Origin of the sequence: Shinella zoogloeoides (genome assembly GCF_022682305.1) — a bacterium.
Classification (GTDB): domain Bacteria; phylum Pseudomonadota; class Alphaproteobacteria; order Rhizobiales; family Rhizobiaceae; genus Shinella; species Shinella zoogloeoides_B.
The window spans coordinates 1,049,005-1,073,416 of sequence record NZ_CP093528.1 but is presented as its reverse complement, the minus strand read 5'-3'; the positions used below and the strand labels follow the sequence as shown (position 1 = coordinate 1,073,416).

The following is a 24,412-nucleotide window of genomic DNA, read 5'->3' as shown; positions in this document are numbered from 1 at the left end:
GGCCCGCCAGCGGTTGCTGGCAGGCTCTATTATGCCGATGTGTGGTGGCGAGTTAGGAGACTAAGCGCACCCGATGCCGCCGAACCGTCTCCTCATGGCAGCCGAGCATCTTGGATATCATCTTGTTGCTGTAGCCCTTCTCGATCAGCGGCACGATCCACTCCCCGTAGCGAACAGCACCAGGATCATGCTCAATCGTGCGCCTTGCCAAGCCAACACGCGGCAACTGGTCAGTGGGCTTTCGACTCTGCTCGCGCCTGACTTCCCGTACCAGTTTCGGATTGCAGCATAGCTGACTTGCGATCTGCCGGTCATTCCAAGGCCCCGATTCCAGCAACGTCGTGATCTGGCCGCGTAGCCGGGATGAAACGTCATCCACGACGGCTTGCCGCCGCCTCTCCAGCGGATCGACCACCATGCCGACGACCATCAGCGAATTTCGGACCATTGTTCCGTGCGCACCGGGGCGACGCTCACCCAAGGCGGTGCGCGGGCCGAAAGGCCGAACACCTATCGTGTCCGGCTCGACGTGCTCGATCCGAAGCTGGCCGTTATGACCGATGACGACCGCCCTGCCCGTACCGTCGTACTTGTTCACGTCCACGAAGACCGGCTCGCCGTCCACGATCATCGCGCAGAAGTTAGGCTGGACCTGCGGCTGGATGGAAGTGACTACCGATTCGAGGCGGTCGATGTTCTTCTTGAGGCGGAGGGCGTCGTCTACCTTGGTGCTGGTGCGGCGGTCATGTTCGCGGACGTGGACGGGTTTGTCGGTGACGACAAGATGGCCAGCAGTGTAGGCGTCGAACACCTCAACCATCTGGATCGTGACTTCCGTCGCGTTGTCCGTTTCGGACTTGGTGCAGATGTAGAGGGCCTGCTTCTTGTTGAGGTAGTAGGCTTTGCCGGGGCGTCCGCCTCTGGCAGACGTTTTCGCCACTTCCGTGCACACCTCGCCGAAGCGCGTCAGGTTCGTTGCGTGCCGTTGAATTAATGGTCTGATATCAAGCGCCTTCACAAATCCCAACGCGGTCGCAAGGATCGTGTCTTTCATTCGCGGTGCGCCATCAAACGATGTATCGAGGTCTCCAACATCAAATGCGGATCTGCTATTCAAGTAAGCAGCTCTGGTCATGGCCTTATCCTGACTTGAGTTAGGCCGGGATGATGTCGCAACCATCTGCCCGGCCGATTACAACGGTTATAACCATGATAGACATTATAATGATTGTCAACAGCGCATCATTGGATTGATTGGCTCTTTGACAAAGGGTACGATGCGGGAATGAGCCAAGAAACAAAAGAAATCCGCGTAACCATTCTCGTCTCACCGACCGAGCTTAAGGCTATAGACGACTGGTCTTTTGACCGACGTATTCGGTCACGCAGCGAGGCAATTCGCCAGCTTGTAAAGAGTGGGATAGAGGGCGAAAAAGCGAAACGAATTCAAAGTTCTCCGCACGGTGCGGAAAACCAAGAACAACACAAACCATAAAATGCTTGCCCTGCAGTATCCTCGCGCTTAGATTGCGATATCGGCGGGGAGATATTAGATGAAAAGCGTCTTAGCTGTTGGGATTGCCACATGCCTTGCGTTCGGTCACGCACACGCTGCCGGATCGGAAATTTCCATCGACGGCATTGCGTTCGAAGATGTGGTTGAGATCCCCACCAACAAGCTTTTGCTACGACCGCTGGGCGTCTCGCCAGACGATGTTAACCTTTATTGCTCTCCAACGTGGGCAGGCAGCATTGCCGTGATTGAAGGCGTGGCCATAGCCCTCAATCCCATTGCGAACAAGGCGGCAAAGAAAAATTCCGCGCTGCGGATTAATGGGAGCAGAGTTGATTTTGTCTCAACAGGGGCGAAGAGGAGTCCCCTCAAAAACGAACCAGACACGGTTGCCCGTCTTGTCGCCCGAACCGATCGTGACTGCGTGAAGAATGAGAAGGCGGCACCAGAAGAAGCCGCCAAGTCTCCACCGCTCAGGACTAAACAAGAAAACGTGCTTAATCACATAGCTGAAGTCATGGTCATTGACGAGCTATGTGATCGCCTCGAAATCAATACCGTGTTTGTAAGTCTGGCCGCGACGTATAATGGAGTCAATGCGCAAGACATCGCTAGCGGCGGCAGATATCACGATGCACTCGTTTCCCTTGTTCGAAACAAAAGGACAGAGATGCTTCAAATTGGAGCGGATGAAGACTTGGTTTGCGCATCAGGGGAACTGCTGTACGGCGAGTCTGGCATGAATGTTAAGGGCCTTCTCATATCCGCCTATTAGCGCCAACGCATCCTAACAACTAGCCTTCCGCTTGGCCCGTCGCGCCCGCGCCTCGCACGGCAGTTCGAACGCACCACGCCAAATCCCGCGCCCGTTGCGACGCGCATCATCCTGCGCATCCGCAAACTCGCCGCCGCTATACCGCACCCAGTCAACCGCCCATCCGCTTCGAACGAGCCACTCCCCTACGGCGGCGCCATCGGCACGGAAGCAGTCACCTACCATCCGTCCATAACGATCGCGATCCACGAACCCACAGCGCGTCGGCCGGGATGCGGCAAGCCATTCGTCGAGCGCAAAGGCCGCGTCCTTCCCGCACCGATATTCCTTGCCGTCCGCGACGCAGCGCTGCCAGCTTTCCGGCGCGTCAACGCCGTTGAGCCTGATGCGCTCGCCATGGATTTCGATAGTGTCTCCATCAATCACCGAAGCGCGACCCTCTATGGTCTGGGCCATGGCCGGTGAAGCAAGAACAAGAAATAGCGCGGCAAGCAAACGAGTCATTGCGATCTTGTATTGCATTGCCGCGCCCTTCTCAACCTAGAACCCACCGCCACCGCTGAAGCTGGATTCAACAGCGGCCTTTGCGGCCTGCCCCACCCTGCTGGCCGCAGCATCTGCTGCGCCCTCCGGTGACGTCACGCCCGTGATGTTAAACACATTGCTGACGTTCACGGAAACCGGCTGCGGATTGGTCACCTGAACCTGCTGAACGCCAGACGGCTGGTTCATAGCCGCGATGCTGCCGGCGTCGATGATGACCGGGCTGCTGAGACCGGATAGCATCTCGCTGGTGGTCCGAGGTGATCCGCCCCCATCCCCAAATATCGGCGATTCCCCGAAGCCCAGGTCCACAGCAACAGGAGATATCTGGTTCTTGTCCGGATTGTCATCGGTTGCGGGCAACAGATTCCCTAGCCCGTCCCAAATCTCACCCGGAGTGATACCAGAGTCCTTCGCCGGAAGACCCATCTTATCACGCAGCCAGTCATCGATTGGCGACGTGACGCCACCGAGGTTCCCCTTCGGGTCGAAGATCTGCAGGGCCTCGGCGACGGCGAGTGTGATACCCGCAACGATGGCAACCTTAGCCGCCAATCCGAACGCCTTGCCGTAAATAGACCCTGCGCTAGTGCCCGCGGCAGCGATCGCCTTATCAAGTCCGCCGCCACCAATTCCGAGAGCGCTCGCAACGCCGCCCAGTGCCTTTAGCGCGCCTACGATTGTGGATGCCCCGGAAAGAAACCAGAGAGCACCGGCCAGCTTACGGATGGCGCCGGCAACCAGCATGAAACCGATCGACCATTTCAGCGCTTCAAGATAGTACGGCGACAAGTCCGCGAAGAACTTCACGATCGGGTTATTAGCAACGTCCTCGCCGAACTTCCGAATGGACCTGCCGTATTCCTGGAATTGCCCGAAGAGGCGTCCGTACTTGTCCGCGGCGGCGCTGGCGTTCTCTGCGCCGAATATCAGGTCACGGATAGATTTGAAGACATCGGTTCCGTCGCCAAGGCCGAGACCGGATGCGAGACCGCCGAGGCGTGCCTTGATCTCGTCGAAGATCGTGAAGCGGCTGTCAAGCGTATCCAGCACATGGCCGAAATCAGCAATGCCCGCCTTCAACGAGGGCAGCCAGGATAGGCCCCAGTCCTCGAAGAAATAGCCGATCTTGTTGCGCAGTATCTGAAAGGCGTTGGCCGTTGTGTCAGCGCGCGCCGTGAACTCCCGGAACGCCGAGCCAGTGTATTTCGACTTATCGGCGACCGAGTCGAGCGCCTTGTCAAGCAACTCGGTGTTGGCAATCAGGGGCGCAAAAGCCTTGGCCTCATCGCCAAAGAATCCAGACAGCAACGAAATGTGCTTGTCCTTGGACTGCTTTCCGATCGCCTTCAAAACCTTCTTGACGGCGGCCGGCGCGTCTTTCTGCATCTCCTTGGCAAGTGTCGGCAGATCCAGCCCGAGCATCTTAGCGACGTCCCGCTGCTCTTTCTTGGCGAGCGCGCCGGCCGTCATCTTCTTCGCAACGTTCTGCATTGCGGTCGCGGCGACTTCCGGCTGTGCGCCGGCTGCGATCATGGCCGAACCGAGCGCCGCGACTTCTTCCTTGGCGAAGCCGGCCATTTCAGAAAGCGAACCAACCTTGAGCAGGAAGGTCGTGATCTCCGACGACTTCGACGCCATGTTATTCGACAGGTGGTTGACCGCGTCAGCCAGTTCGCCCGTTTCTGCAACCGTCAGCCCGAACTGCGTCTTTAGCTTCGCCAGGCTCTCGCCTGCATCTGCGGCGGTCATGTCGAACGCGATGCCGACGCGCGCAGCCATCTCGGCGAATGCCTGAAGCTCGTTCGTTGCGATGCCCGACTCGCCGGCAGCCGCGAATAGCGCAGCGATCTCCGTTGACGCCATCGGCAATTGCGTGGACATCTTACGGATGGACTTCGACATCACCTCGAACTGTTCGGGTGTCGCTTCGACAACCTTTTTAACGTCAGCGAACGCGGATTCGAAGTCCACGGCCGCCCCGATCGTCGACCTGAATCCCTGCGTGACGCCCAGATAGGCGCCACCGAAGGCGGCAAGGCGGCCAGCCATTCCTAGAAAAGCCGAAGACTGCCGTTCAATACCACTCAGTGCCTTATTAATCCGCCCCGCCCGGCCAGACACATTGTCGATCAGCGAGAGGATAAGGCTTGATTTCAAGACGGCCATGCTGCCCTCGCGCTACATGCCGCCGCCAAACAGGCGACGGAGTTCCATTGCTTTGTCGAAGTAGGCCAGAGCCTTATCGGGCGGCCACTTTTCGAGCCGGTCCACGTCCTGCTTGAGTTCGCGAGCGATAACGCTCACGATCAGCCGCCAGTCGTGACCGGCGGCTCCTCCCCCAGGAGGTCCTTGGTTGCGGCCATGATGGCGTTCAGGTCGCGAGACTTTACCTTGCGGAAGGCGGGAAGCGGCACGTCGGCCATGGATGCCAGGACGGCGATGATCTTGGACATCTCGCCCTTCACGGCGTCGGCAAGCATCAGGTCGCCGACTTCGGCTTCGCGGAACGTGAACTCGTCGTAGATCTTGCCGTTGTGTTCAACGGGCTTGGAAAGCTTGACAGTCGTCATGCTGGTCTCCTCATCAGGAAAGAAAAAGCCCGCATTCGCGCGGGCTGAGTTTGCGGCGTGGAGTGCTACAGAAGCAGCGAGTTCCGCATGCCGCTATGCTGGCTGATGCCTCCGATCTTCACGTCGAAGTCATCCATTTCGATCAGCTCGTCGCCGTCGACTTCCAGCTTGTAGTAGTTGACCGAGACCGAATAATCGTTCTCCGCCATGTCGCCCGGCTTCCAGTTGCCCGGATCGGCCTGCTTGAGGAAGCCGCGGATCGTCATGACTGCCGAGTGCTCGACGCCGTCCTCGTCCACCAGCGCGCCAGTGATAAGGAACAGGTTCTCCGTCCCAGCCTTGAGACCGAACAGCTTGAGGATCTGCGGATCGAGGCCGGGCATCTTGAAGCTGAATTCCAGCTTCTCGAAACCCATGGAGACTTCACGCGGCTTGATCATGCCGGCGTTGCGAAGCTCCTCCAGCTTGGCCTGCGGGACCGGGGGCGTGATGTCCCCGATCTGGCCAAGCTTGGATTCGCGATCGGCCCACAGCATGCAGTTGCGCAGGAGGTAGCTTGGTAGGTTATTCGCCATGTTTCAGCGCTCCTTTAGGCCGCGAGAGTAAGCGGGCCGTTCTCGATCAGGCCGCGGACGTCGTCGAGCAGCACCTGGTAGTAGAGAATGTTGCGGTAGGTCGTGATGTTGATCTGCTCCATCAGGCCGACGGGCTCGAACTCGACATTCAAGAATACCTTGCCCTGCGCGTTAAGCGTCGGCGTGTTCAGGTCGGACAGCCAGACGCGGCCGCCAAGGATGTCGTTGTTCAGGGCGAAGACGCGAAGCGCGGCGTTGCCGTCTTCGACCATCATCTTGAGGTTGCCCTTGATCAGCTTCTTGTCGACCCACTGGAAGTAGAGGTCTTCAAGCGACTCGTTGACCATGTCGGCGGTGGCGCGGACGCTGTCGAACTGCCAGACAGCGACGTCGGTTGCCAGGCGGCTGCCCCACGTGCGAAGCCCGCCGCGTTCGTTGATGACCGTGGCAATCTGGTTTTCGTTCAGGACGTTGCTGTCGTTCGGGTACTGGATCGTGCGCGCAACGCCGTCGAGCGTCTTGATGATCTTGTTCGAAACCGAACCAGAAACGCCTTCCGCGCTTGCGACAACAGCAGAACGAATACCTGCAAAGACCGGCGCGATCGGAACGGTGACGGGCGTGCCGTCGACATTCTTGATGCCCTTCGGGTCGATGATCAGGATTCGGTCGCTGTTGACCGTGTTGCGGAAGCGAATAGCCTCGGCGTTCGTCGTGTTCGGGCCGCTGACATAAGCGCGCGCGCGGATCTGCGGTGCAATCGTTGCCAATGCCGAGATGAACGGGTTGGCGACGTCGCCGATGTTGGCAGTTGCCGCGGCACCGGAACCACCGCCGCCAGAAAACGCCACAGTCGCCGTCTCGTAGCCCTCGCCGGCAGCTGTGATGGTGACGGCCGTGACTGGGCCGCCAAGCACAGCCGTCAGGATCGCGCCAGAACCGCCACCGCCGGAGATCGTGACCGCAGGGGCGTCGACATAGCCGGAGCCCTTGTTGGTCATCGTGATCGCGGTGATAGAGCCACCCGCTACTGTCGCGGTAGCCGTTGCCTGTACGCCACCAGCAGGCGGTGCGGAGATGGCAATCGTCGGAGCAGTCGCGTAGTCGTCGCCCGCGTTCGTGATCGTAAGTGACGCGACCTTGTGCTTGTTGATGGCGGCAGTTGCAGCGGCATCGCCAGAACCGGAGAACGAGACCGAAGGAGCAGACGTATAGTCCGCGCCGCCATCCGTCACCGTGACAGTCAGAACGCCATCCTCAATCCAGGCGCCAGTGTCGCCCGCCGTGACAATGACGCGCGGCTGGTAGCCGGTCAGCGACTTGGCCTTGAGGGCGGCATAGAGGCCGGTGCGCGCAACAGGATCGCCGATGAGGTTGGCCTGCAGTTCGGACGGCGTGTCGCTATGCTCGACGCGGTTGACGATCGCAAGTGTGCCGCCTTCACCGAAGTAGGCGGTCAGGTCGGCGAGCAGCGTACCTTCCGCACCAAGTGCGGAGGCAGCTGGCAGGCTTGTCACCAGCGTCGGAATGTTGTACGCAAACACGCCAGCATCAGCATCCGGCGCCGTGCCGTTGAAGTAGGTGCCGCCAAAGTTGCCGAACCGGCCCAAGGAGGGCACGTCGGGGCTTTCGGCGAGATTTACGCCGTGGAAATACGATAGGTCTGCCACGCGTGGCCTCCTTTATGGTGGTGTAGTGGTGTGGTGCGGCGCCTTGGTGGGGCGCCGCCGAAGCAGCCACCAGATCGTTGTCGCGACAGCCATAAGCGCACCCATGAAAGGCCCGCCGCTGGTCTGCGCAACGCAGATGCCGATGTCGATGTGGGATTGCAGCGTCACTGTGTCTGTGAAGTAAGCAAGGTCATGGACTTCGCAGCAGTGCCGCCAGCTCCCATCGAACCAATGGGTGCAGCCGTCGGATGTCATGGCTAAACGGCCGGCCAATACCCGTCGTCGGCAAAATCGGCCGGGACAGGCTCCATTTCCTTCAGCGCCCGTTTCGCGACGTGAAGTTCCTGCATGTACTGCTTGCCGGCATTGACCAGCTCGACCACCTGAGGAGGCGTCATGTAGTGGTCGACATTGTCTCGGTCGGTGAGCATGAGGACGGGATCGGTGACGCCGGCATCGACCAGATCGCGAGCCGTGTCCTTCAGCGCCAGGAGGACCGTCTGCGTCAGCAATGACCCTTCAAGCGCCACATCGCCATAGCCCGTCACCGTGAAGGTCTTGCCGACCAAGGCGCGGCGGTCATGCTCCTCATCCACGCTGGACGTGGAAGGCTCCGGAGGCGGCGGCAAGTCTTCCACCGTCCAGTTCTCGCCATCCCATCCAAGCCGTTGCGTGACGGCGTCATGGGCGGGTTCAGGCGGCGCTTCGACATAACCGGCATCCGCGATTTCTTCGGTCGTGAAAGGCGTCTGCGATGTGCGAGGACGCCCATCCGAAAGCCAGATGGTGTGAGGCAGTGGGGCGGGATAGGCGCCGTTGTGGGAGTAGCGCGTAGTCATGTCTTTGGCCTCAACTCATACATAAGGTGCTTGGTGGATACTGAGCTTCCCATTGATACAAACGTGCCGCGTAGTGGGCCATGCATTGCACCAACAAGCATACCATTGGCTGCAACACTTCTCCACGCGGTTTCGGGATGGGCAGTGTTGGCAAAATAAGAAAGAGTGGAGAAATTACCCCTGAAGAAAGCTAATAGTAGCGATGCTTCGTCTAGCACATCCAAGTAATCTGCAACTGTTACAGTTGTTTGTGCGCTGTCTGTTCCACCTTCACCTTTATAGATCATCTCTCCGATCCCGCCTGGGATCACAACCCAATTGAAGAAGCAGCCCCCAGCACCTTTCTGTGTGAAAGTCTTTGAAGTCACACCAGCAGGAACGTCATACCGACCTACAGCCAGTGTGTTACTGCCGTGACCGCGAACGTAGGTGATGTCGTCTGGGAGATAATCAGGGATCGGACCGGGATTTCGGGTTATTTTAAAGAGGATGGTGTCTCCTTCTTCCAGATTGTTGATGGTAAAAGATGCAGCATTTCCAGAAGTAGCACCAAATCCAACATTGATTGGTTTAGCAGCTGCACCTCCCCCCACGCGATCACTGAACCGCCGAACGCTCTTTTCAAATCCCGCCCTGAACATCACACCGGCTCCGCATAGACTTGGTCAACGGTGACATGAATGGCATTCGCCGCAGAGGCCAAGGAACGGATGCTCTCGCCCGGCTTCAACACCTTGCGAAGTGTGAACCCGTCGCCCACAGCAACTTTGTAATTGGCAGGAACAATAGGGTTGGCAGTCACGCCGCCCTGCATCCATTCGCAAGATGTTACGAAAGCATCGGCCGCGCTCTTGTTGACGAACGTAAGCTCGTAGGTCCGGCGCTCGCCGCTCCCCGCGGGGTTCTCGACCAGTGGTTGATTGGAGAGCGTAAGGGATACGCCCGGAAGGGCATCTGTAAGAGCCATCTTATCGGCCTCCAAAGGCTAGGGCGTAGGCAGCGGCACGGCGCGACGTTTCGGCAATCGCGGCATCGACTTCCGTCTTGGTGTAGGTGTCGGCGGCATCGGCTTTGTCGCTGAGACCAGCGTCAACTTCCGACTTCGTATAGACAGCCGCCGCGTCCGCTTTCTGCGCGATAGATGCCTTCTCCTCCGGAGTGACGAACACGCGGCTGGCATCTTCTTCGACATTCGCGGCCGGGATGCCGTACGCAAGGATCAAGTCAATCTGCGCTCGAAGCGCCTGAACATCCTGCTGGACACTGGCAATAAGGGCATCCGCCTGCGCCTGAACGTCGGCAAGAAGACCATCGGCGTCAGCGTCAATTGTGGCCAGTGTCTGCTGTAGAGCCGCAATATCCGCTTGCGTCTGCTCAATCAGCGGATTGATAGCCTCGTCGAGACGCTGAACACCAAAGCTCTGCAGTTCGGCCTGGATCGCCTCGATACCTGTGCCTACCGCCTCCAGCGCACGCATACGCGCGCCGATGCTCGCCATCACATGGTCCCACTGCTCCCGGTCTAGTTCCGCTGGAACTGGTTCGGGCGGGAACTTGTAGTCGTTATCGGGGCTCAGCAGTGCGGATGGCATCGGCTCCGTGCTCCTCGACAATGCGGTTCAAAAGGCTGCCCTTCGCGATGATCTTGTCGCGAGGGCGATACTTAAAGGGACCAAGAGGCACGACCCGGCTCACCACCAGGTCGTACTCACGGTCAGCGTCGAACGGCTGTGCGGTGTCGGTCATAACAGTCCTCAGAATGCGTTGAGTTGGATGTCCTGCCCAAACGGCACGGCGGTCACGTCACTGGTCGTTGCTTCCACCCTCACCCGCGCCTGCGTTGTGCCGCCGGGTAGAGTGAAGTCCGCCGTGAACTTGGTGCGCGACGGTTTGGCCGGGTCGACTTCCGTCACTACCGCACTCGCCGTCACGACCGTGTTATCCGCCAGCATCAGCTTCGGCACAGCCGTGTGTTTGGCCGCCTCATAGCTGTCCATGTTCAGGACAACCTGCGCCTCCGTGGTTGCAAAGCCGAAGGTCTTCAGCTTGCTGATGGCCGTCATCGACAAGGCCATCCGCGCCGGGATAGCGCGGGCGTAGGTATCAAGGTCGATCGCGGGTGCGACGTCTTGCGTTCCTATCATCACGGCCCGCAACTGAACCAGCGGAGGCAGGTTGGCGAGCGGGTTGTCTTCCCGCGCATCCATCGGCACCCATTCGGTGTCGCCTTGCGCCTTGATCTCCCATACGAGCGACGTTGCCGCCGGCTCCCATGCCTTGAAGATCATGTCGATTTCGGTCATGCCGTTCTCGAGTGTCAGCGGCTCGAATTCCATGACTACGCGGTTGCGCGTGAACCGCGCCGCGTTGAGACGGAACGTGAAGTCCTCCGTGGTCGAGCCTTGCGCCCAAACACCATCGCTCGAAATAAACATCGAGCCACCGCCATAGGCGTTGCCGCTGTTCGTCTTGAGTTGATGGTTGCCGGTCGTGGTAACGAACCAAGCGTACCGCTTGCCCTGGTCAAGCAACGTCGGCTCGAACGAGAACTTGTTCCAGCCCACCACAAGCGCAGATCGCGCCACGGTCGTCTTTGCCAGCACGGCCTGGAAGTCAGGAGCGCCGACGGAGTTAACCTCGCACAAGCAGAGGATGACGTCGCCTGTGGTGCCGTCCACCTTCGTGAAGTTCAGGTCAACCGATGTGGCCACCATGACCTGCGAGCAAAGGAACGACTGGCCGTGGATCGCGCCCGACAGCCCGAATGTCTCCGTGTTATAGGTGACATAGGTGCTGGTGACTGTGTCCCTGATGATGCGCTGGACGCTGTAGCTCTTGTGTCCTGCTGACGCCGGGTTCTGGTTCCAAGGGTCGTCATTGATTCCCAGCGATTGCCAGGTTTCGCCGCCAGATTGGAACTGCGAGCCCGCCTTCAGGCTGCCGAGTTGCGTCCATCCAGCCGTGTTCTCGCAGACCGAAACGGTTTCACCATAGCGGATGCGCGTGTGGCTTTTGGTCTTCTTCACCGCCGTCGTGACGGTGTGAACGACGCCCGCAATGTCCTTCTTGCCCGTGCCTTCCGGCGACGTGATGCGCGCAACTTCCGTGTAGGCCGGCATGACCAGCCGGTTGTCCCAAACGGAAATGGTCGGCGCGTCGTAGTCGAGCAAGCGAAGAATGTGGCTCGCTTGGTTGGCGGGCGGGAACCGGATGCCCTCGTCGATGCGGAAGTTTCCGCCGGCGGTGAAGTCCCAAAAGTCCTTCAGGAGCGCCTGGTCGAAGAAGTAGTTTCTCGCCTCATCCGGAAGGTTGAGCGCCTGGCTGTGACGCGCCGTGTCGCGGACAATCTGCTCGAACAGCCGCGCGTTCGGAATCTGCTTGCGCAACTCCTCGACGTTGGCTGCCACATTGCCGAGGTCTGTGCGGATGGTTTCGGTGTCTTCGTAAAGCTGGTCGACGCGGAGTTCGACGTCCGTCAGCCGACCCTCGACTTCAAACAGCGACCGGACGCGCCAATCCTGTGCAAGCTCAATCTCCTGAATGCCCTGCGTCGTCACGCGGACAAACGCGATGCAGCAATCAGGGTTGGCAATGGCGGGTTTGTCTGCCGGCGCGGGGGCGGCAATGCCACCCACCGGAGTAATCGTAATGACGCGCTTCTCGATGACGGGAGTCTGGATAGCGACAGGAAGGCCCGTTTCCGGGTCGATCTGCGCCTTGAACCCGCGTTCTTCGTTGACCTGAACCGTCTCGCCGCTGGCGATGAGTGCAATCCACCGCTCCTGCGTCGAGGAGTTCGGGAAGAGTATCGTCAGGTTGATGTCGACTGCTGCGTCGGCGCGGAAAACCTTCGACTGCTCGAAATACCGGCCAGGCGAAACCGTAACAACCTGCTCTGACTTCTCGCTGACCGTGAATCCCGACCAGTGCGCCGGATAGGAGACGGCGTCATTGACGACGTCGTCCAGCGCGGCCTGCGGGAACTCGCCAAGCCGGTTAAGGTCGACGGGCTTCACGTATTCGCTTTGATGCGTGATAACGCGATCGCTCATAGCTTGGTCCTGTTCCTGAATTTTCCAAGGAAGTGGCCGGCATCTAGGTCGAAGCCATCATCCAGAGTGATGGGCACGCGATCGGCGAAGTCGGCTGAGTACGCCGTTTCAGGCGCCTTGCTGACTGTCAGGGCCGTGCATGCCCGTTCGATAGGCGCGCGATCGATGCCAGTAATGGCGCTGTCTCCAACGGCGCTGTGGCCGACGCAGAAGCCGTCGACGGGTTCGTCCAGCGCGACCTTGACCAAGTAGCGAGCAACGAAAGGCGGGAAGTAGAACGGGTCATCCCCCACCGCCCATTCACCGAGGGCGAACCGCTGCGGGTAAGCGACCTTGTCGACGACGACAGCATCAACATAGGCCAGGTAGGCTTCGGCTGCGGCTTCAGTGCCCTTTAGCTCGGGCAGGCGTTCATCTGGATTCTCGGTCGAGACGCCAGCCGTGTGTGCGATCATCTCGCGCTTACGGTCTTCGTCCCAATCCTCGAACCAAAGGTCGACTGAATGGTGAGCGGCCAGCCAAGGCAGGTTGTCGCCTGATGTTTGGTACGGGTCCATCAATAGGCGGAAGGGAACCGGCAGCGTGTCCGACATCCCGGCCGCGGATGCTTTTTCCCACTCGTCAGTCGAGAGCGCCGGCAGCAGTTCGCCGACTGCGCTCATGTCCGCACCTCACAAACGGTGACGGTCTCGCCGTAGCGAATACGCCTATGCGGTCCGTTGTCCTCGACCGAGCGTGAAGAAGCAAGGCGCCCCGACGTTGCAACCCGGCTAGCTGCGGCCACTGAGGCGGTAAGGGCCGACGTCATCATCGGGAGAACACTCATGTCCGCACCTCTGCAATGATTTCGATGCCCATCATGACTGGCACAACATATGGATCGGGTGCGATTGCGACCGGAGCCTCGTCACGCACCTTGATGATGGACGAGCCGTAGGCCGCACCCGACAGCAGGCCGGTGGGGATCTCGCCACCAATAATGGTGCGTTCCGTCGCGACGGCTTGAACGCGCGCCTTGGCCTCATTGACGACTAGAACGGGATCGGGGCCGGGCGGAATCTCGATGGTGAGAGAAGCCTGATACTCAAGCCGCGTTGCAGGCATCACCGCCACAGACACAGCCTCCGGCTTTGCCTTCGGTGCGGTCACTGCGGTGCGAACCGTGGCAAGCTCGCCAGTAGTTGGCAGCCGCCCGAACGGGCCAACGATGACTACGTCAACGTCGCCCTTGCGTCCGTGGACCGCATGTCCATTAACGCGCGCGTCCCACAGTCCAACCGTCTTGTCATCGTTCTGCGGCCACGCGCGGAAAGCCTCAAACAGGTATCTGTCGCGGCTCCCGGCGGCAGGCATGTCGAATGACAGCAGGTAATCGCGCAGGAGCGAAGCGTCGGACTGCATGACTGCAGCCGTCGTGCTCGTGGCCGGTGTGATGACCTGGCGCACCAGGTTCCTGCTCGCTGCGATGGCATCCAGGTTCGCGCCGGTAGCCAGCGGCGCAAGCAGCGCCACGTAGGCGTCATTGACGCGCTGGCGGTCCAACAGGCGAAGATACGACCACGCCTCACCAAGAATGCCTGCTGGATCCGCTTCAAGCGTCAGCGTGTCATACTCCGGCAGCGACGGGTTGTCGGCGCGAAGTTCGTCCCATGCGGCAAGAAAGCGGGTCTTGAAGTCACCATACAGTGACTCGAAGTCCAACGCCTCAATAGCCTGCGGCCTTGGCAGGCGCGAAAAGTCGATTGTGGTGGGCGCGTAGATCGTGGCCATTGTCAGCCTCCGTAAACAACCCGCGTGCTGGCATTCTCAGCGACCGAATAATCGCCGAGGTGTCCGCGCGGGTAATAAGTTCCGTAGATTTCAATGGCCAATCGGCCGTCCGGCGTAGCGGCGGCAATCCTGCCAGCCGACATCCGAAAGCGCGGCTCCCATCGCAAAATCGCGAGGGCGGCGGCGCTGTAGACCTTAAGAATATTCGCCGCCGTCATCTTGCGGTCGACCATGTCAGGCAGGTCGCTGCCGAACGTCCGGCGCATGACGCGCGAGCCGATCGGCGTCGTCAGGATCTTCCTGATGGACTGCTCGACGTGCCCCCAGTCACTTAGCGGCCTTCCGGTTACGGCGTTTATCCCTGCCGAGTCTCGCATGGGGCTTTTCCTTCTCCGGCGCCGGGACATACGGCGCGACAACACTGCCGCGCGGTGGCGTCAGCTCGGCGGCCTGCTCGTCGGTCAGCGTGAACGGCACGCCGGTCGTGCGCCAATGGCCGGCGACCTCGCAGTCAATCCGGGTCGTGTAAAGATTCATTCGTTCACTCCGATCAGGCGCATTCCCATTTGGACGCGCCAGATATCAAAGAAGCTCCGCACGCGGTCGCGTCTCCGTGCCGCGCAATATCAGCGTTCTCGCACTTCCATCGGCTGGAACCCTGCACGATCGGGTTTACGCCGTGAATCGGACACGCATAGAGATCGCCTCTTCTGGCGATCAACTTGCCTTCGCACTTCCACTTGGACGCGGACGTGATGACCGCGCCGCCGTGCGTCCCAGTGTCGCCGAGCCGAACAATCCGCGGCATCAGGTCAGATGCCCACTCGACGCCGTCAGCGTCATGGTGGCCCCGTTCATGGTAATGGCGTCACCGCTCGCCCCGATCACCGTGTCCCCGATCTTGATGTGAAACGGGACGTCGGCGTTCTCGCGGGCGTTTTCTTCGCTGTAGGTCGACAGGTCGATCGTCGCGTCGGCAAGGTCGCCGCTCTCGGAATGAACATCCACCTGCTCGCCGGCAGACAGGATGACGTCGATCTTGACGCCACCGGCACCCAGCGTGCGGGGGCGCATCCACGGCGAAAGATACGGCTTGCCGCCTTGCTCGCCGAGATTGACGCGGTACTTGCCGGCATTCTCGCCGGTCCCGACCTCCGCTATTTTGCCTGTGCGCTTTCGGTTGCGGGCGCGCCGTTCGATCTCAGCCAGACGGCCGTAGATGTCTGCCACCTGGTCTGGCAATGTGTTGGGTATCATGGCTGCGCTGGTGCGGCGGGGGCCGCGCCCACCTCTATAATGGTGATGTCCGCCTCGACGCCTTCCGGCGGGACGATCAGCAGGTTCTCTCCCTCCGTCTTCGTCATGCCGTAGCGACGCAGCGCCGTCTGCCAGTCGTATTCCGACCCGGCAAGTTGCGCCTGCATCAGGGCGACCTGGGCTGTGACGACAGGATCCGGAATGGTGGCGGGGCTGTTCTCGTCGTCAGGATCGTGTGCCGGATTGGGCACCGTCAGCGTCGCAGCCTTCGCGAAGAACATAGCCAGCGGATGTGCCGGATTCAGTTCGGCGCCGCGAACCGGGTCCGCAACAAGATCGACGGTAAGCCTGATCTGCTGGGCCGCAAGCCGGATGCCGGAACCGTCTCCGCTCGTGCGCGCCCGCTCTATGCGAGCGTTGCCTCGGTGGAACTTGCGGAATATCTCCGCCCATTCATTTTCAGGGTCGGACAGCGTGTCGCCGATCTGGCGCGCAACCACGTCCAACAGAAACTCAAACGCGGCGTCAGTCGCCGGGATTCCGACGCCAACCAGCGTCGTTTCGCCAGTCTCATCGTTGAATTCCGTGTGCGCCGCCGTCACGCCCATTTCGAAGAGAAAGTCCGTCGCGCCGTTGTCGGTCCACGAGCGCAGCACGTTGTCGTCGGACTTGGCCGCATCGGCGTAGACCGAAATGAACGGCTTCTCCTCGTCCGTCCGCAGTTCGCCATCAGCCGTGATGTCCAACGCGCCGATCTGGCTGTCCAGAACGTTGTCGCCCACCAGCGTCTTGCCGCGCAGTGCGTATACGGCCGCCAGACGGGCAGCAATTCGTGTGAGGGACATTGCTCTCTCCTGCGCCTACTTCTGGTTCAGCGTGAGCACGATGATGGACGAATAGCGGTCGTTCACCGTCTTGATTTCCCACAGCGGCGTGCCCGGCAGTTCGTTGCCGCGGATCACGTCTTTGGGCCGGAAGATCACAGCACCCATGTCGGCCCGCTGCACCACCAGGGCGCCTTCTGACGCGGCCATGTTCGTGACGACGCCGGCGCCGATGTTGATCGTGCCTTCCGGCGAAGGCGTATGAAGCACGCCCCGCAGACTGGTGATGGGACGGCTAGGATCAACCGTCCCATCTTTTTTGTATGGATAATGGCGGACCTCTTCGTCGAAGGCATCGCCAATCGTCTTGTCGACCTTCGCCTCTAGAGTTCGCCAGTTGACCATTAGAACGAGCCGTTCAAGCGGACATTCACCGTCGCGGACGGGTTGGCCGCCGCAGTGGTCGCCACGCCCACCAGCGTATTGCCGGAGGCGGTCTTGTTGACTTCCTTGTTGGTGTTGTCCCAGTAAACCTTGTCGCCGACCGAGATGGCGAGGGCGGAAGTCTTAGCGAGATCAAAGACGCCAGTCGTCTTGAATTCGCCTTCGTCGCCGGAAGCGACAGTGCCGGTCGCGACGCCAAAAATGGATCCGACCAGTGCGCCGGCGCCAGAGGCGACGGCATACGGCGCGGTCAGCGTCAGGGTGTCACCCATCTGCACGAAATTCTTCATGTTCTTCTCCTTGAAGAAAGCGGGCGGCCGTCATTGCCAGTGGCAAATCAAGCCGCCCTTGTGGATTAGGCTCCAGAATTTTTCAGGAGACCGCGGTGATCCATCGTCTTCGCACCGACATCAAGGCGCGCCTTGACCTCGAGACCGTCAACGTCGAAGCCCTGACGGGTCTCGATGTAAACGCCGCGATTGCCTTCCAGATAGGCCAGCTCGACAGTGTCGATCTGCGACGGCGATGCGGCGAGATACCAGGAAAGCGCGGAGCCGGCGATGTCGGATGCCGTTGCAGCGCCCTTCTTGATGCCGTTGTCGAGGCGGGCTTCCGCGATGATCTCCAGCGAGCGCATCGAAGACGTTGCGACCTTGTCAGACGAGTCCGCATAGAACAGCGACTTGAGTTCCTGCTCGGCCTTGGTCTCAAGCGCTACAGGTACGATGAGGAACTGCGGACGGATGTTCAGGACCGTCTTGCCGTCCAGGCCAGTCTGCTTGGCCATCTGCGCACGGGCAACACCAAGCGCCGTGACGCCGAATGCGGCGGCCGTGGGCAGGTTGTTGTGGTTGGCGTGGAACAGGGCCACGTTGTCGCCCATGGTCGGGTTGCCGAGGATCTGCGCCCAGACAAGGTCGCTTTCCAGCTGGGCAGCCGCACCGCCCATCAGCTGCGGAATGCGGCCGAAGGCGTTCATGTCGTCGTTGATGATGACCTGGCGGGTGATCGCGATCACCTTGCCGAAGGTGGCAATCTTGTAGGATTCCTTGCCTTCAGCAACCGTGCCGCGCTTGAACTCGCCGGACTCGTTGACCTTGTCGAACGCCGGGCCTTCACCGAGCTGCGCACGGTTGACGGCCTTGAAGTCCGAAACGGTGGCTTCGCGGACGAGCGGACGGAACGTCTGACCTGCGGCCTCGTATCCGGCGCGCAGCGTGGTGTTGACCACATTGCCCAGGATGATTGGGAAGTCCGAAGTCGAGCCGTAGCCAGAACGCTGCGCAAGAGCGTCGCGGGCGATTTCTTCGCGCGACATGCCGCGGGTCTTGACGCCACGAACCTCAAGGGCTTCGCGGGCCATGTCCATCAGCGAGAAACCGCGATATTCGCGGGCGCCGTCGGTCAGAGCATGCGAAGGGTCGGCGCGGTGCATCAGGGCTTCGCGCATCGCAACGGCGCGCTTCTCATGATGCTCTTCGCCAACACGGGCGGGGCTGCGGTTGTCGGTGGCAGGCGCCTCGCGCTTCATCAGCTTCTCCAGCAGTGCGGAGCGGAATTCGGCGACGGAACGGCCTTCGTCGATATGCTCGTCACCGAGTTCGACTTCGCCTGCTTCCTTGGCCAGCTTGCGGATTTCGGAAGCGCGCTTGCGCTCGGCATCCTGCGCCCGGCGCACTTCAGCAGCAACATCCGGCTGTTCTGCCGGCTTGGGAGCGGCGCGCGATGCTGCGGCCTCTTCCGCCTCTGCAGCGGTGATCTGCGCGCGGACCTCGGCGATTTCCGCCAGGATCGCTTCGTGATCCTTTTCGATGGCACGTGCAGCATCGGCTGCGGTGTCATCTTTGATTTCAGCGAGTTTGTCAGCGGCGCGCTTTTCCAGCAGGGCCAGCCTCTCACGAAGAGTCATATTGTTTTCCTTATAAAGTTGGCCGGGCTAGGCCACGGACTGACGCTGACGCATCGCCATACGGATACGTCTAGCTTCGTTTCGGCCGGTGGCCGTCTCACTCACAAACTCGCACGGCACCATGGTCGGGGCGTCCTTGCGAATCTGACTTCCCGCGTCGGCTGGAACAGGAACAGCGCTGATTTCCAGCGGCTCCCAGTCCACGACGCGCCACTCTTCGTCATTGCCGTCGCCATCCGCGTCGGTCTTCACGACCTTGTGGATGGCGTAGCCGACGGAGATGTTTCGAATGATGCCATCGCGGATCTTGTCGACGACGGCCTTGTCTTCGTCGGCCCGCGAAAGCTTGACCGTTGCATACCCCTTACCGCCCTCCACGCGAGCGGAACCGGGAACCACGGAGCCGATAACGTCACTCAGATCCCAGTCGTTGTGGGTATTCAGGAACGGCGCGCCAGCATTCAGCCGATCGAGCCGCACCGACTTCGGAGTGACTTCCAGGATTTCCTGGTAGTAACGATCGTGGCGCCAGGACCAGCGCCGCACAGGGGCGCCGGTCGTCCAGATGACTTCGATGGTGTTTTCCGCCTCGTCAAACGAAGCTGACCGCACCTCTGCGCCCATCCCGAATTTGGGAAGGTTGATTATTTTCTCGTTCATGAGGTGTCCTTGTCGTCGCCATCATCAGGCGGTTCATCGTCGGTGGCGTCCTGTTGCGTCTGACCGGCCTGCGACATGCGGCGCGGGTCGGAATCGAAAATCAGGCCCTTCTCGTCCAGCATCTGATTCCATTCGACATAGCCGTCCAGCACCTCGTCCGGCGTGTAGCCAGTCTCGGCGATAGCAACGAGCGGGTTCAGCAGACCGGAACGCATCGCAGCCACGCGGGCCGCAACGTCCTTGGCCTCGTCGGCGGACGGGAACCGCGGCGGCGACCATTCAACAGGCACCTTGCGCGACTTGATCTTGCCGGCGAAGTAGGCCGCCTCGCAGAACCAGTCCCACAGCGGCTGGCAGATCATCGGAATGATGACCTTCCACTGCAGATCGTCGATGATCCGCTTGTAGGTCTCCAGACCTATCTTGCTGGACGAGTAGTTGACTTTGTCCAGCCGGCCGGTCAGGAACGCGTGCGGCACACGAAAGCCCGTAGCTATCGTGTGAAGCATGGAGTTCTTGTAACTGTCGTAGTTCGCCGTGTTCGCCGGCTGCGTGAACTTGATGTCCTTGCCGCCGCGGGCATGATAGATCATGCCCGGTTCGAACTTCTCGACGATCTCGCCATCCGCGTTGTAGATGCCGGCAGACTCGTCGTCACCTAAAGGGATGCCGATTCCGCCCGTGTCGTCGCCGCCCGTAACGACGCCGACCATGCAAGATTCCAGCTTCTTGCGGACGATTTCGGCGTCCTCGTAGGTGTCGAGGTCATAAAGACGCCGGATCGCTGCGTGCCCCCACGGCACGCCCTGCGTCTGGCCTGCCCGCTGCTTGGCGAACGCAAACGCAACGTCTTCTGCGGGCACGGGAACGGACGCTATCGACGTCGTCGACGTCAGGAAAGCATTGCCGGGGTGGTTTGGAAACAGCCAGTAGGCGGTGGTTTTGCCGATCAGGTCGTACTCGACGCCATAGGACGCGCGACGGCCATTGCCTAGCTCACCGTTCTTCGTGCCGTCGAGATGGTCGATTTCCAGCACCTGCAGCTGCAAAGGAACGGCCAGGCCATCCTCTGCCCTACGTCGCCTGCGACGCACCATGCCGGTGCCCGCTTCCAGCATTTCGCTGGCGGTCAGCGATACAACGCCATGAAAATCCAGATGACCGTCGGCATCGCACTGCTTCATCCATTCGGCGAACAGCTTGTTGACGGCCTTGTCTTTCGACCGCGGAACGATCCCCGCGCCAACCGCATGCGTCACAAGTACCGAAAGGGCGTTCGCCGCATACGGGTTGTCTCGAACGAGGGATCGCATCCGGTCTCGCAGCTGTTGCGCCGACGCGCCCACCTCTGCATCAGCCGAAGTATTCGGCGTGCGCCAGGAGCCATTCAATCGTCCGCGCGCCGCGCCCTCGTAGCCACGGGTGGCGATGTCAAACGCCTGCCTGGCCGCGACACGGCGCAGGGCAGCGCGAGGCGCCACCGCTGCGATGGCCCTATCCAACAGATTTGCTTTTGCCATGCTAGAACGCCGCCAGTGTCACGTTTGACTTCGGCGACTGTTTCGCCTTCATCCACTCGATCGCCTTGATCATGTCGGCAACCGAGTGGTATTCGACTTCCCGCTGTGTCCCGCCAGAGCGGAACAGCACGCGCCGGGCACCCTGCGCCATGGCTTCTTCAATGGCGGCGATTTGCGCCGTATAGTCGGTCATGGTCGCCTCCCAGTGGTTAGAGCCAGGTCGATGCGGCTTTTCGGGGTTTGGTTCTGGGCGCGCTGTCATTCGCCGCAGCCAGTGTGTAGCCGGACGCCAGTTGCTCGCGTCGCTCTTGCCAGTTGACAGGGGCGAGTTCTTTCGCGGCAATGGCGTATACGGTGCAGTCGAGCGCTTCGTTGCGGCGACCCGGAACCGGAATCCACTTTCGCACCGGGCGGCCGCGGTCCATCTTCACGACGGACTGCTCACCCGTGAACTGCTCGTACCAAACCTCCGGCAGGTCTTTCGAGAATCGGAAAATCTTGCCGTGCTTGACGCGATTGAAAATCGTGTCCTTGATGCTATCCACACCGACGATCCAGAGCGGATCCTTCTTCATCGTCTTCGACCGCAGGATGAACGGACGGCGCCCGCCATCGCCCTTGATGGCGACCACCTTGCGGCGCAGGCGCGGCCTCACGAAGTCATAGACATACGGCATATGGCTGCCGTTACTGGAGTCGATGGCGATAGCGTCGATGCCTATCTCGCCGCCGAGCGGGTGCCGCCACCGCTGCTTGGCAATGGTGTCGATGTCCGTCCAGAACTCGTCAGCTTCATACGAGCCATAAACGATGTCGTGATCCAGCACGAGAATCTGCCCGGCTTCCGTATGCCCCAGATACACCGCCTCGCCGCGGTCATCCTGCATGTCGATGCCGACCGTGATGGAAAGAACGTCTTCCGGGAACGGGTGCTGGTCAGGCCCGCCAAGCCCGAACGGCTCGGCGGATTCCTGCAGTGCGAGCTCGTCGATGCGGTCGCCGTCTGTCTTCCACCCCTCTCCGAGACGGGTGTTGACGAACACCTGCAGCTTCGTCGGGTCGTTCTTGGCCTTGACAAAGTCCTGCGCAAGCAATCGCCAGTCAGCTTTGGGTATCGGGCTCGACAGTGAGTTGATACGAAAGCCTGCGTGACCCTTCACCTCTGGCTTGGTGATGCGCCATCGGCCGCCAGCAATCATGCTGACCTTGTAGTCGTTGTGCGTTTCTGTGCCGCAGGAGGGGCACCACCAGGCAGCCTTTTCCGGATGACCTTCAGGCCACCTGATATCACACCACTTAATCTCGTGGAAGTCGCCGCAGTGCGGGCACGGAACCTCAAAGACGCGCTGGTCCGACTTGGCGTATTCCGCCAAGATGTGCGACGTCTCCTCGCACACGGGAGACGAGCCGAGGATCAGCTTGGAGTCAGGAAACGTATCCGCGCGTGTGACGGCCAGGTCAACAGGATGGCCGTCACCGATGACCTTCATGCTGTCCACTTCGTCGAGGATGATGATGCGGCCGTTGTGAGCGCGAAAGCTTCTGTCCGTTTCAGCCGACAGCACCTTGAGCGAGCCGCCGTTGAACTGGCGCATCAGCATGGTGCTGCGATCTTTCTTCCCGCCCTTCGCTGACTTGTCGCCAGACAAGACCTTTCGCAGTGCAGGTGACTCGTTGAAGATCGGCTCTATGTCGGACGTAACCATCGACCGAGCCAGACCCTCGTCCGGAAGGTATAGAAGGATCAGTGAGGGGTCGTTGACAACGTAGTGCGCCAGCAGACCAATCAAGACGGTAGAGTAACCGATACGCGCCGATTTTAGGACAGACACCCTTTCGACAGACGGGTCCGTGATGGCGTCGATGATGCCCTTCTGGTATTCGTAAAGGGAAATACGCCCCGAAACCGACGCGACGTTTTTAGGTAGATGGATTTCCTTTTCCACCCACTCCGAAACCTGCACCTTCTGCGGAGGACGGAACGTCGACATCACCCTCTTCAGGGTCGTCTGAGTCAGCGTCATAGATATCTACTCCATCCGCCAACTTGGTCATCGCCTCGCGTATTTCCTTGTCGATCGCCTCCGCATCTTCATTGGACAATGCAATTCTCTGGCGCACGCGAGGGACGACCGAAAGTAGCCCGCTTTTGACGTATGCGATCTGCTCGGACCAAACCCGGACAACCTCGTCAACGGGTAGCAACTCATTGCGAAGCTTAGCGTTTTTCAGTTCCCAGTTGTCGGCCTGCTCTTTTTTGAGGCGGGCCGCTTCCTTCGCTTCGTCGAGCGCTTCGTCGCGGGTCTTCGCCGGACCCGTCATGGATGAGACATAGTTCTGGATGGTCTTGGCGCCGTCATATTGGCCGTGCGCAATGCGCACAGCTATACCGTCATCAGCTAGTTGGCGGATGCGCCGCTCAGTCAAACCAAGCAGAACGGCGACCTGCTTCGACGTGAGATTCATGGTCGCCCCAAACGGTAGGAAATCGGTTTTTTAAAATTTTGCCCCGAGCGATTTCCCGCAGTCGCGCTTACCCGCTCCCCCGGTGGGTGGGTCTAAAGATAGTTTTGTGAGGGGCCTGTGGTGCCAAGACATACCGCTGGCACTACATTTTGTGCTTCACGCTGCGGCGCGCCACTCTTCATCAGTCCTTGCGCCCTTAGCCATGTTATCCGCAGCCCACAATGGCTGCAGATTCTCGAGCGACCATGCAGCTAGCAACTGCTCTGGATCATCAAGGTTGTGTCGGCTAAGTGGCACCTTATGATCGATGTGGATGCGACCACTCCGAAAGGCGTCCCAAGACATCCCGTCAGTGAACTGCCCCTCCAGATGCCGGGCCAGATCGGCCATGGAGTAACCAAGCGCGCCCTCAATCGAACGAAGGCCTCTATCTCCCACGTCGCCATAAAGAGCCTGGCGCATGCGCCACATTACATTAAATCCGAACCCCTTACGCCTTATACGCTGCCGAGTTCTCTCCCTTAGGACAAACTTGTTATCGTTAGCATAGCGAACACGATACCTCTCTGCCTCGCTGAGGCCGGGGCGTAGCCACGGCTTATCGTTGCTTATGTGCCACTTTCGCAGATAGTCACTTATCTTTCGGCCAATGGCTCTCTTCTCGGTCAGGCGCCGTTGGCGCGCCCGCTCGATTAGCCGTACGCGCCTATTGCGCAGGCGGTCAAATCCGCGAGCCTCGTCGCGCTTGGCGTATTCTGCGCTGCGATCACCACGACGATCAGCACGGCAAGACTTGCAGTGATAATGGCCGCCCGAGAACGAATCCAATGGAAGTTCTTGATTGCATGTCGTACAAACGCGGGAATAGTTGTCATTCGCCGCAACTAAAATCCGCTTCGGCTTGTCAGCGCGCGGGTCTCCCCATCCGTTGTACTGCTTACGCTTAATCTCGGCGCACTCAGCGCAATACTGCTCCCGACCATAGTCGAAGTTAGACATATGCGTCCCGCACCCCGCACAAG

General features: G+C 60.2%; 31 protein-coding genes. 2 read left to right on the top strand and 29 right to left on the bottom strand.

The window, feature by feature from the left end:
• Nucleotides 1–52: 52 nt before the first annotated feature.
• Nucleotides 53–1,135 carry a hypothetical protein gene (locus MOE34_RS05495; protein ID WP_242221730.1) on the bottom strand — a complete coding sequence of 361 codons (1,083 nt, stop codon included), beginning with the start codon at nt 1,133–1,135 and terminating at the stop codon, nt 53–55.
• 150 nt (nt 1,136–1,285) lie between these two features.
• On the opposite strand from MOE34_RS05495, the gene MOE34_RS05490 reads away from it, so the two are divergent.
• On the top strand, nt 1,286–1,495 hold the full coding sequence (locus MOE34_RS05490; protein WP_242221728.1) for a ribbon-helix-helix domain-containing protein: 210 nt from the start codon (nt 1,286–1,288) through the stop codon (nt 1,493–1,495).
• A gap of 58 nt (nt 1,496–1,553) precedes the next feature.
• Nucleotides 1,554–2,288, top strand: coding sequence for a hypothetical protein (locus tag MOE34_RS05485; protein ID WP_242221726.1), 735 nt, complete (start codon nt 1,554–1,556; stop codon nt 2,286–2,288).
• Between the two features lie 12 nt (nt 2,289–2,300).
• On the opposite strand, the gene MOE34_RS05480 is transcribed toward MOE34_RS05485, so the two are convergent.
• The 28 genes from MOE34_RS05480 to MOE34_RS05350 all read right to left on the bottom strand — a co-directional run bounded on the left by MOE34_RS05480 (nt 2,301) and on the right by MOE34_RS05350 (nt 24,389).
• Entirely contained in the window at nt 2,301–2,810 is a 510-nt protein-coding gene (locus MOE34_RS05480) for a thermonuclease family protein (RefSeq protein WP_431522416.1), read from the bottom strand.
• Between the two features lie 18 nt (nt 2,811–2,828).
• Nucleotides 2,829–5,000, bottom strand: a complete 2,172-nt coding sequence (locus tag MOE34_RS05475; protein ID WP_242221725.1) for a phage tail tape measure protein — start codon at nt 4,998–5,000, stop codon at nt 2,829–2,831.
• 12 nt (nt 5,001–5,012) lie between these two features.
• Nucleotides 5,013–5,138: a hypothetical protein gene (locus MOE34_RS25415; protein ID WP_277955659.1), complete on the bottom strand. Its 126-nt coding sequence runs from the start codon at nt 5,136–5,138 to the stop codon at nt 5,013–5,015.
• Nucleotides 5,139–5,140: 2 nt separating this feature from the next.
• Entirely contained in the window at nt 5,141–5,404 is a 264-nt protein-coding gene (locus MOE34_RS05470; protein WP_242221723.1) for a phage tail assembly protein, read from the bottom strand.
• Nucleotides 5,405–5,469: 65 nt separating this feature from the next.
• Nucleotides 5,470–5,979 (bottom strand): phage major tail tube protein, encoded by a 510-nt coding sequence (locus MOE34_RS05465; protein WP_242221722.1) that lies wholly within the window; start codon nt 5,977–5,979, stop codon nt 5,470–5,472.
• Nucleotides 5,980–5,993: 14 nt separating this feature from the next.
• Nucleotides 5,994–7,649, bottom strand: a complete 1,656-nt coding sequence (locus tag MOE34_RS05460) for a phage tail protein (protein ID WP_242221720.1) — start codon at nt 7,647–7,649, stop codon at nt 5,994–5,996.
• Between the two features lie 257 nt (nt 7,650–7,906).
• Nucleotides 7,907–8,488, bottom strand: a complete 582-nt coding sequence (locus MOE34_RS05455; protein ID WP_242221717.1) for a hypothetical protein — start codon at nt 8,486–8,488, stop codon at nt 7,907–7,909.
• The gene (locus MOE34_RS05450) at nt 8,485–9,129 is read right to left on the bottom strand and encodes a hypothetical protein (RefSeq protein WP_242221716.1); all 645 of its coding nucleotides are present in this window, start codon (nt 9,127–9,129) and stop codon (nt 8,485–8,487) included. Before MOE34_RS05450 ends, MOE34_RS05455 begins: the two co-directional genes overlap by 4 nt.
• Nucleotides 9,129–9,455 (bottom strand): hypothetical protein, encoded by a 327-nt coding sequence (locus MOE34_RS05445; protein WP_242221714.1) that lies wholly within the window; start codon nt 9,453–9,455, stop codon nt 9,129–9,131. The genes MOE34_RS05450 and MOE34_RS05445 overlap by 1 nt, the downstream gene beginning before the upstream one ends.
• Before the next feature lies 1 nt (nt 9,456).
• A complete protein-coding gene (locus MOE34_RS05440) occupies nt 9,457–10,080 on the bottom strand; it encodes a hypothetical protein (protein WP_242221712.1) in 624 nt (207 codons plus the stop codon).
• Nucleotides 10,052–10,234 carry a hypothetical protein gene (locus MOE34_RS05435; protein WP_242221710.1) on the bottom strand — a complete coding sequence of 61 codons (183 nt, stop codon included), beginning with the start codon at nt 10,232–10,234 and terminating at the stop codon, nt 10,052–10,054. Before MOE34_RS05435 ends, MOE34_RS05440 begins: the two co-directional genes overlap by 29 nt.
• Before the next feature lie 8 nt (nt 10,235–10,242).
• The gene (locus tag MOE34_RS05430; RefSeq protein WP_242221708.1) at nt 10,243–12,540 is read right to left on the bottom strand and encodes a hypothetical protein; all 2,298 of its coding nucleotides are present in this window, start codon (nt 12,538–12,540) and stop codon (nt 10,243–10,245) included.
• Nucleotides 12,537–13,202 (bottom strand): phage tail protein I, encoded by a 666-nt coding sequence (locus tag MOE34_RS05425; RefSeq protein ID WP_242221706.1) that lies wholly within the window; start codon nt 13,200–13,202, stop codon nt 12,537–12,539. The genes MOE34_RS05430 and MOE34_RS05425 overlap by 4 nt, the downstream gene beginning before the upstream one ends.
• Nucleotides 13,203–13,362: 160 nt before the next feature.
• The gene (locus MOE34_RS05420) at nt 13,363–14,310 is read right to left on the bottom strand and encodes a baseplate J/gp47 family protein (protein WP_242221703.1); all 948 of its coding nucleotides are present in this window, start codon (nt 14,308–14,310) and stop codon (nt 13,363–13,365) included.
• A 2-nt stretch (nt 14,311–14,312) separates the two neighbouring features.
• The gene (locus MOE34_RS05415; RefSeq protein WP_242221702.1) at nt 14,313–14,687 is read right to left on the bottom strand and encodes a GPW/gp25 family protein; all 375 of its coding nucleotides are present in this window, start codon (nt 14,685–14,687) and stop codon (nt 14,313–14,315) included.
• A complete protein-coding gene (locus MOE34_RS05410; protein ID WP_242221700.1) occupies nt 14,638–14,847 on the bottom strand; it encodes a hypothetical protein in 210 nt (69 codons plus the stop codon). The genes MOE34_RS05415 and MOE34_RS05410 overlap by 50 nt, the downstream gene beginning before the upstream one ends.
• Before the next feature lie 13 nt (nt 14,848–14,860).
• Nucleotides 14,861–15,118, bottom strand: a complete 258-nt coding sequence (locus MOE34_RS05405) for a PAAR domain-containing protein (RefSeq protein WP_242221698.1) — start codon at nt 15,116–15,118, stop codon at nt 14,861–14,863.
• Nucleotides 15,118–15,540: a phage baseplate assembly protein V gene (locus MOE34_RS05400; RefSeq protein WP_242221696.1), complete on the bottom strand. Its 423-nt coding sequence runs from the start codon at nt 15,538–15,540 to the stop codon at nt 15,118–15,120. The genes MOE34_RS05405 and MOE34_RS05400 overlap by 1 nt, the downstream gene beginning before the upstream one ends.
• Nucleotides 15,541–15,563: 23 nt before the next feature.
• On the bottom strand, nt 15,564–16,412 hold the full coding sequence (locus MOE34_RS05395; RefSeq protein WP_242221694.1) for a hypothetical protein: 849 nt from the start codon (nt 16,410–16,412) through the stop codon (nt 15,564–15,566).
• A 15-nt stretch (nt 16,413–16,427) separates the two neighbouring features.
• Nucleotides 16,428–16,796, bottom strand: coding sequence for a hypothetical protein (locus tag MOE34_RS05390; RefSeq protein ID WP_242221692.1), 369 nt, complete (start codon nt 16,794–16,796; stop codon nt 16,428–16,430).
• A complete protein-coding gene (locus MOE34_RS05385; protein WP_242221690.1) occupies nt 16,796–17,125 on the bottom strand; it encodes a DUF2190 family protein in 330 nt (109 codons plus the stop codon). The genes MOE34_RS05390 and MOE34_RS05385 overlap by 1 nt, the downstream gene beginning before the upstream one ends.
• 65 nt (nt 17,126–17,190) lie before the next feature.
• Complete coding sequence (locus tag MOE34_RS05380; protein WP_242221689.1) at nt 17,191–18,744, bottom strand: prohead protease/major capsid protein fusion protein; 1,554 nt, start codon at nt 18,742–18,744, stop codon at nt 17,191–17,193.
• A gap of 27 nt (nt 18,745–18,771) precedes the next feature.
• Nucleotides 18,772–19,404 carry an HK97 family phage prohead protease gene (locus MOE34_RS05375; RefSeq protein ID WP_242221687.1) on the bottom strand — a complete coding sequence of 211 codons (633 nt, stop codon included), beginning with the start codon at nt 19,402–19,404 and terminating at the stop codon, nt 18,772–18,774.
• Nucleotides 19,401–20,924: a phage portal protein gene (locus tag MOE34_RS05370; protein ID WP_242221685.1), complete on the bottom strand. Its 1,524-nt coding sequence runs from the start codon at nt 20,922–20,924 to the stop codon at nt 19,401–19,403. The genes MOE34_RS05375 and MOE34_RS05370 overlap by 4 nt, the downstream gene beginning before the upstream one ends.
• A gap of 1 nt (nt 20,925) precedes the next feature.
• On the bottom strand, nt 20,926–21,117 hold the full coding sequence (locus MOE34_RS05365) for a phage head-tail joining protein (protein WP_242221683.1): 192 nt from the start codon (nt 21,115–21,117) through the stop codon (nt 20,926–20,928).
• A 16-nt stretch (nt 21,118–21,133) separates the two neighbouring features.
• Nucleotides 21,134–22,915 (bottom strand): phage terminase large subunit family protein, encoded by a 1,782-nt coding sequence (locus tag MOE34_RS05360; RefSeq protein ID WP_242221679.1) that lies wholly within the window; start codon nt 22,913–22,915, stop codon nt 21,134–21,136.
• Nucleotides 22,845–23,390 carry a hypothetical protein gene (locus MOE34_RS05355; protein WP_242221678.1) on the bottom strand — a complete coding sequence of 182 codons (546 nt, stop codon included), beginning with the start codon at nt 23,388–23,390 and terminating at the stop codon, nt 22,845–22,847. Before MOE34_RS05355 ends, MOE34_RS05360 begins: the two co-directional genes overlap by 71 nt.
• 156 nt (nt 23,391–23,546) lie before the next feature.
• Nucleotides 23,547–24,389 carry a hypothetical protein gene (locus MOE34_RS05350; protein ID WP_242221676.1) on the bottom strand — a complete coding sequence of 281 codons (843 nt, stop codon included), beginning with the start codon at nt 24,387–24,389 and terminating at the stop codon, nt 23,547–23,549.
• Between the last annotated feature and the right edge of the window lie 23 nt (nt 24,390–24,412).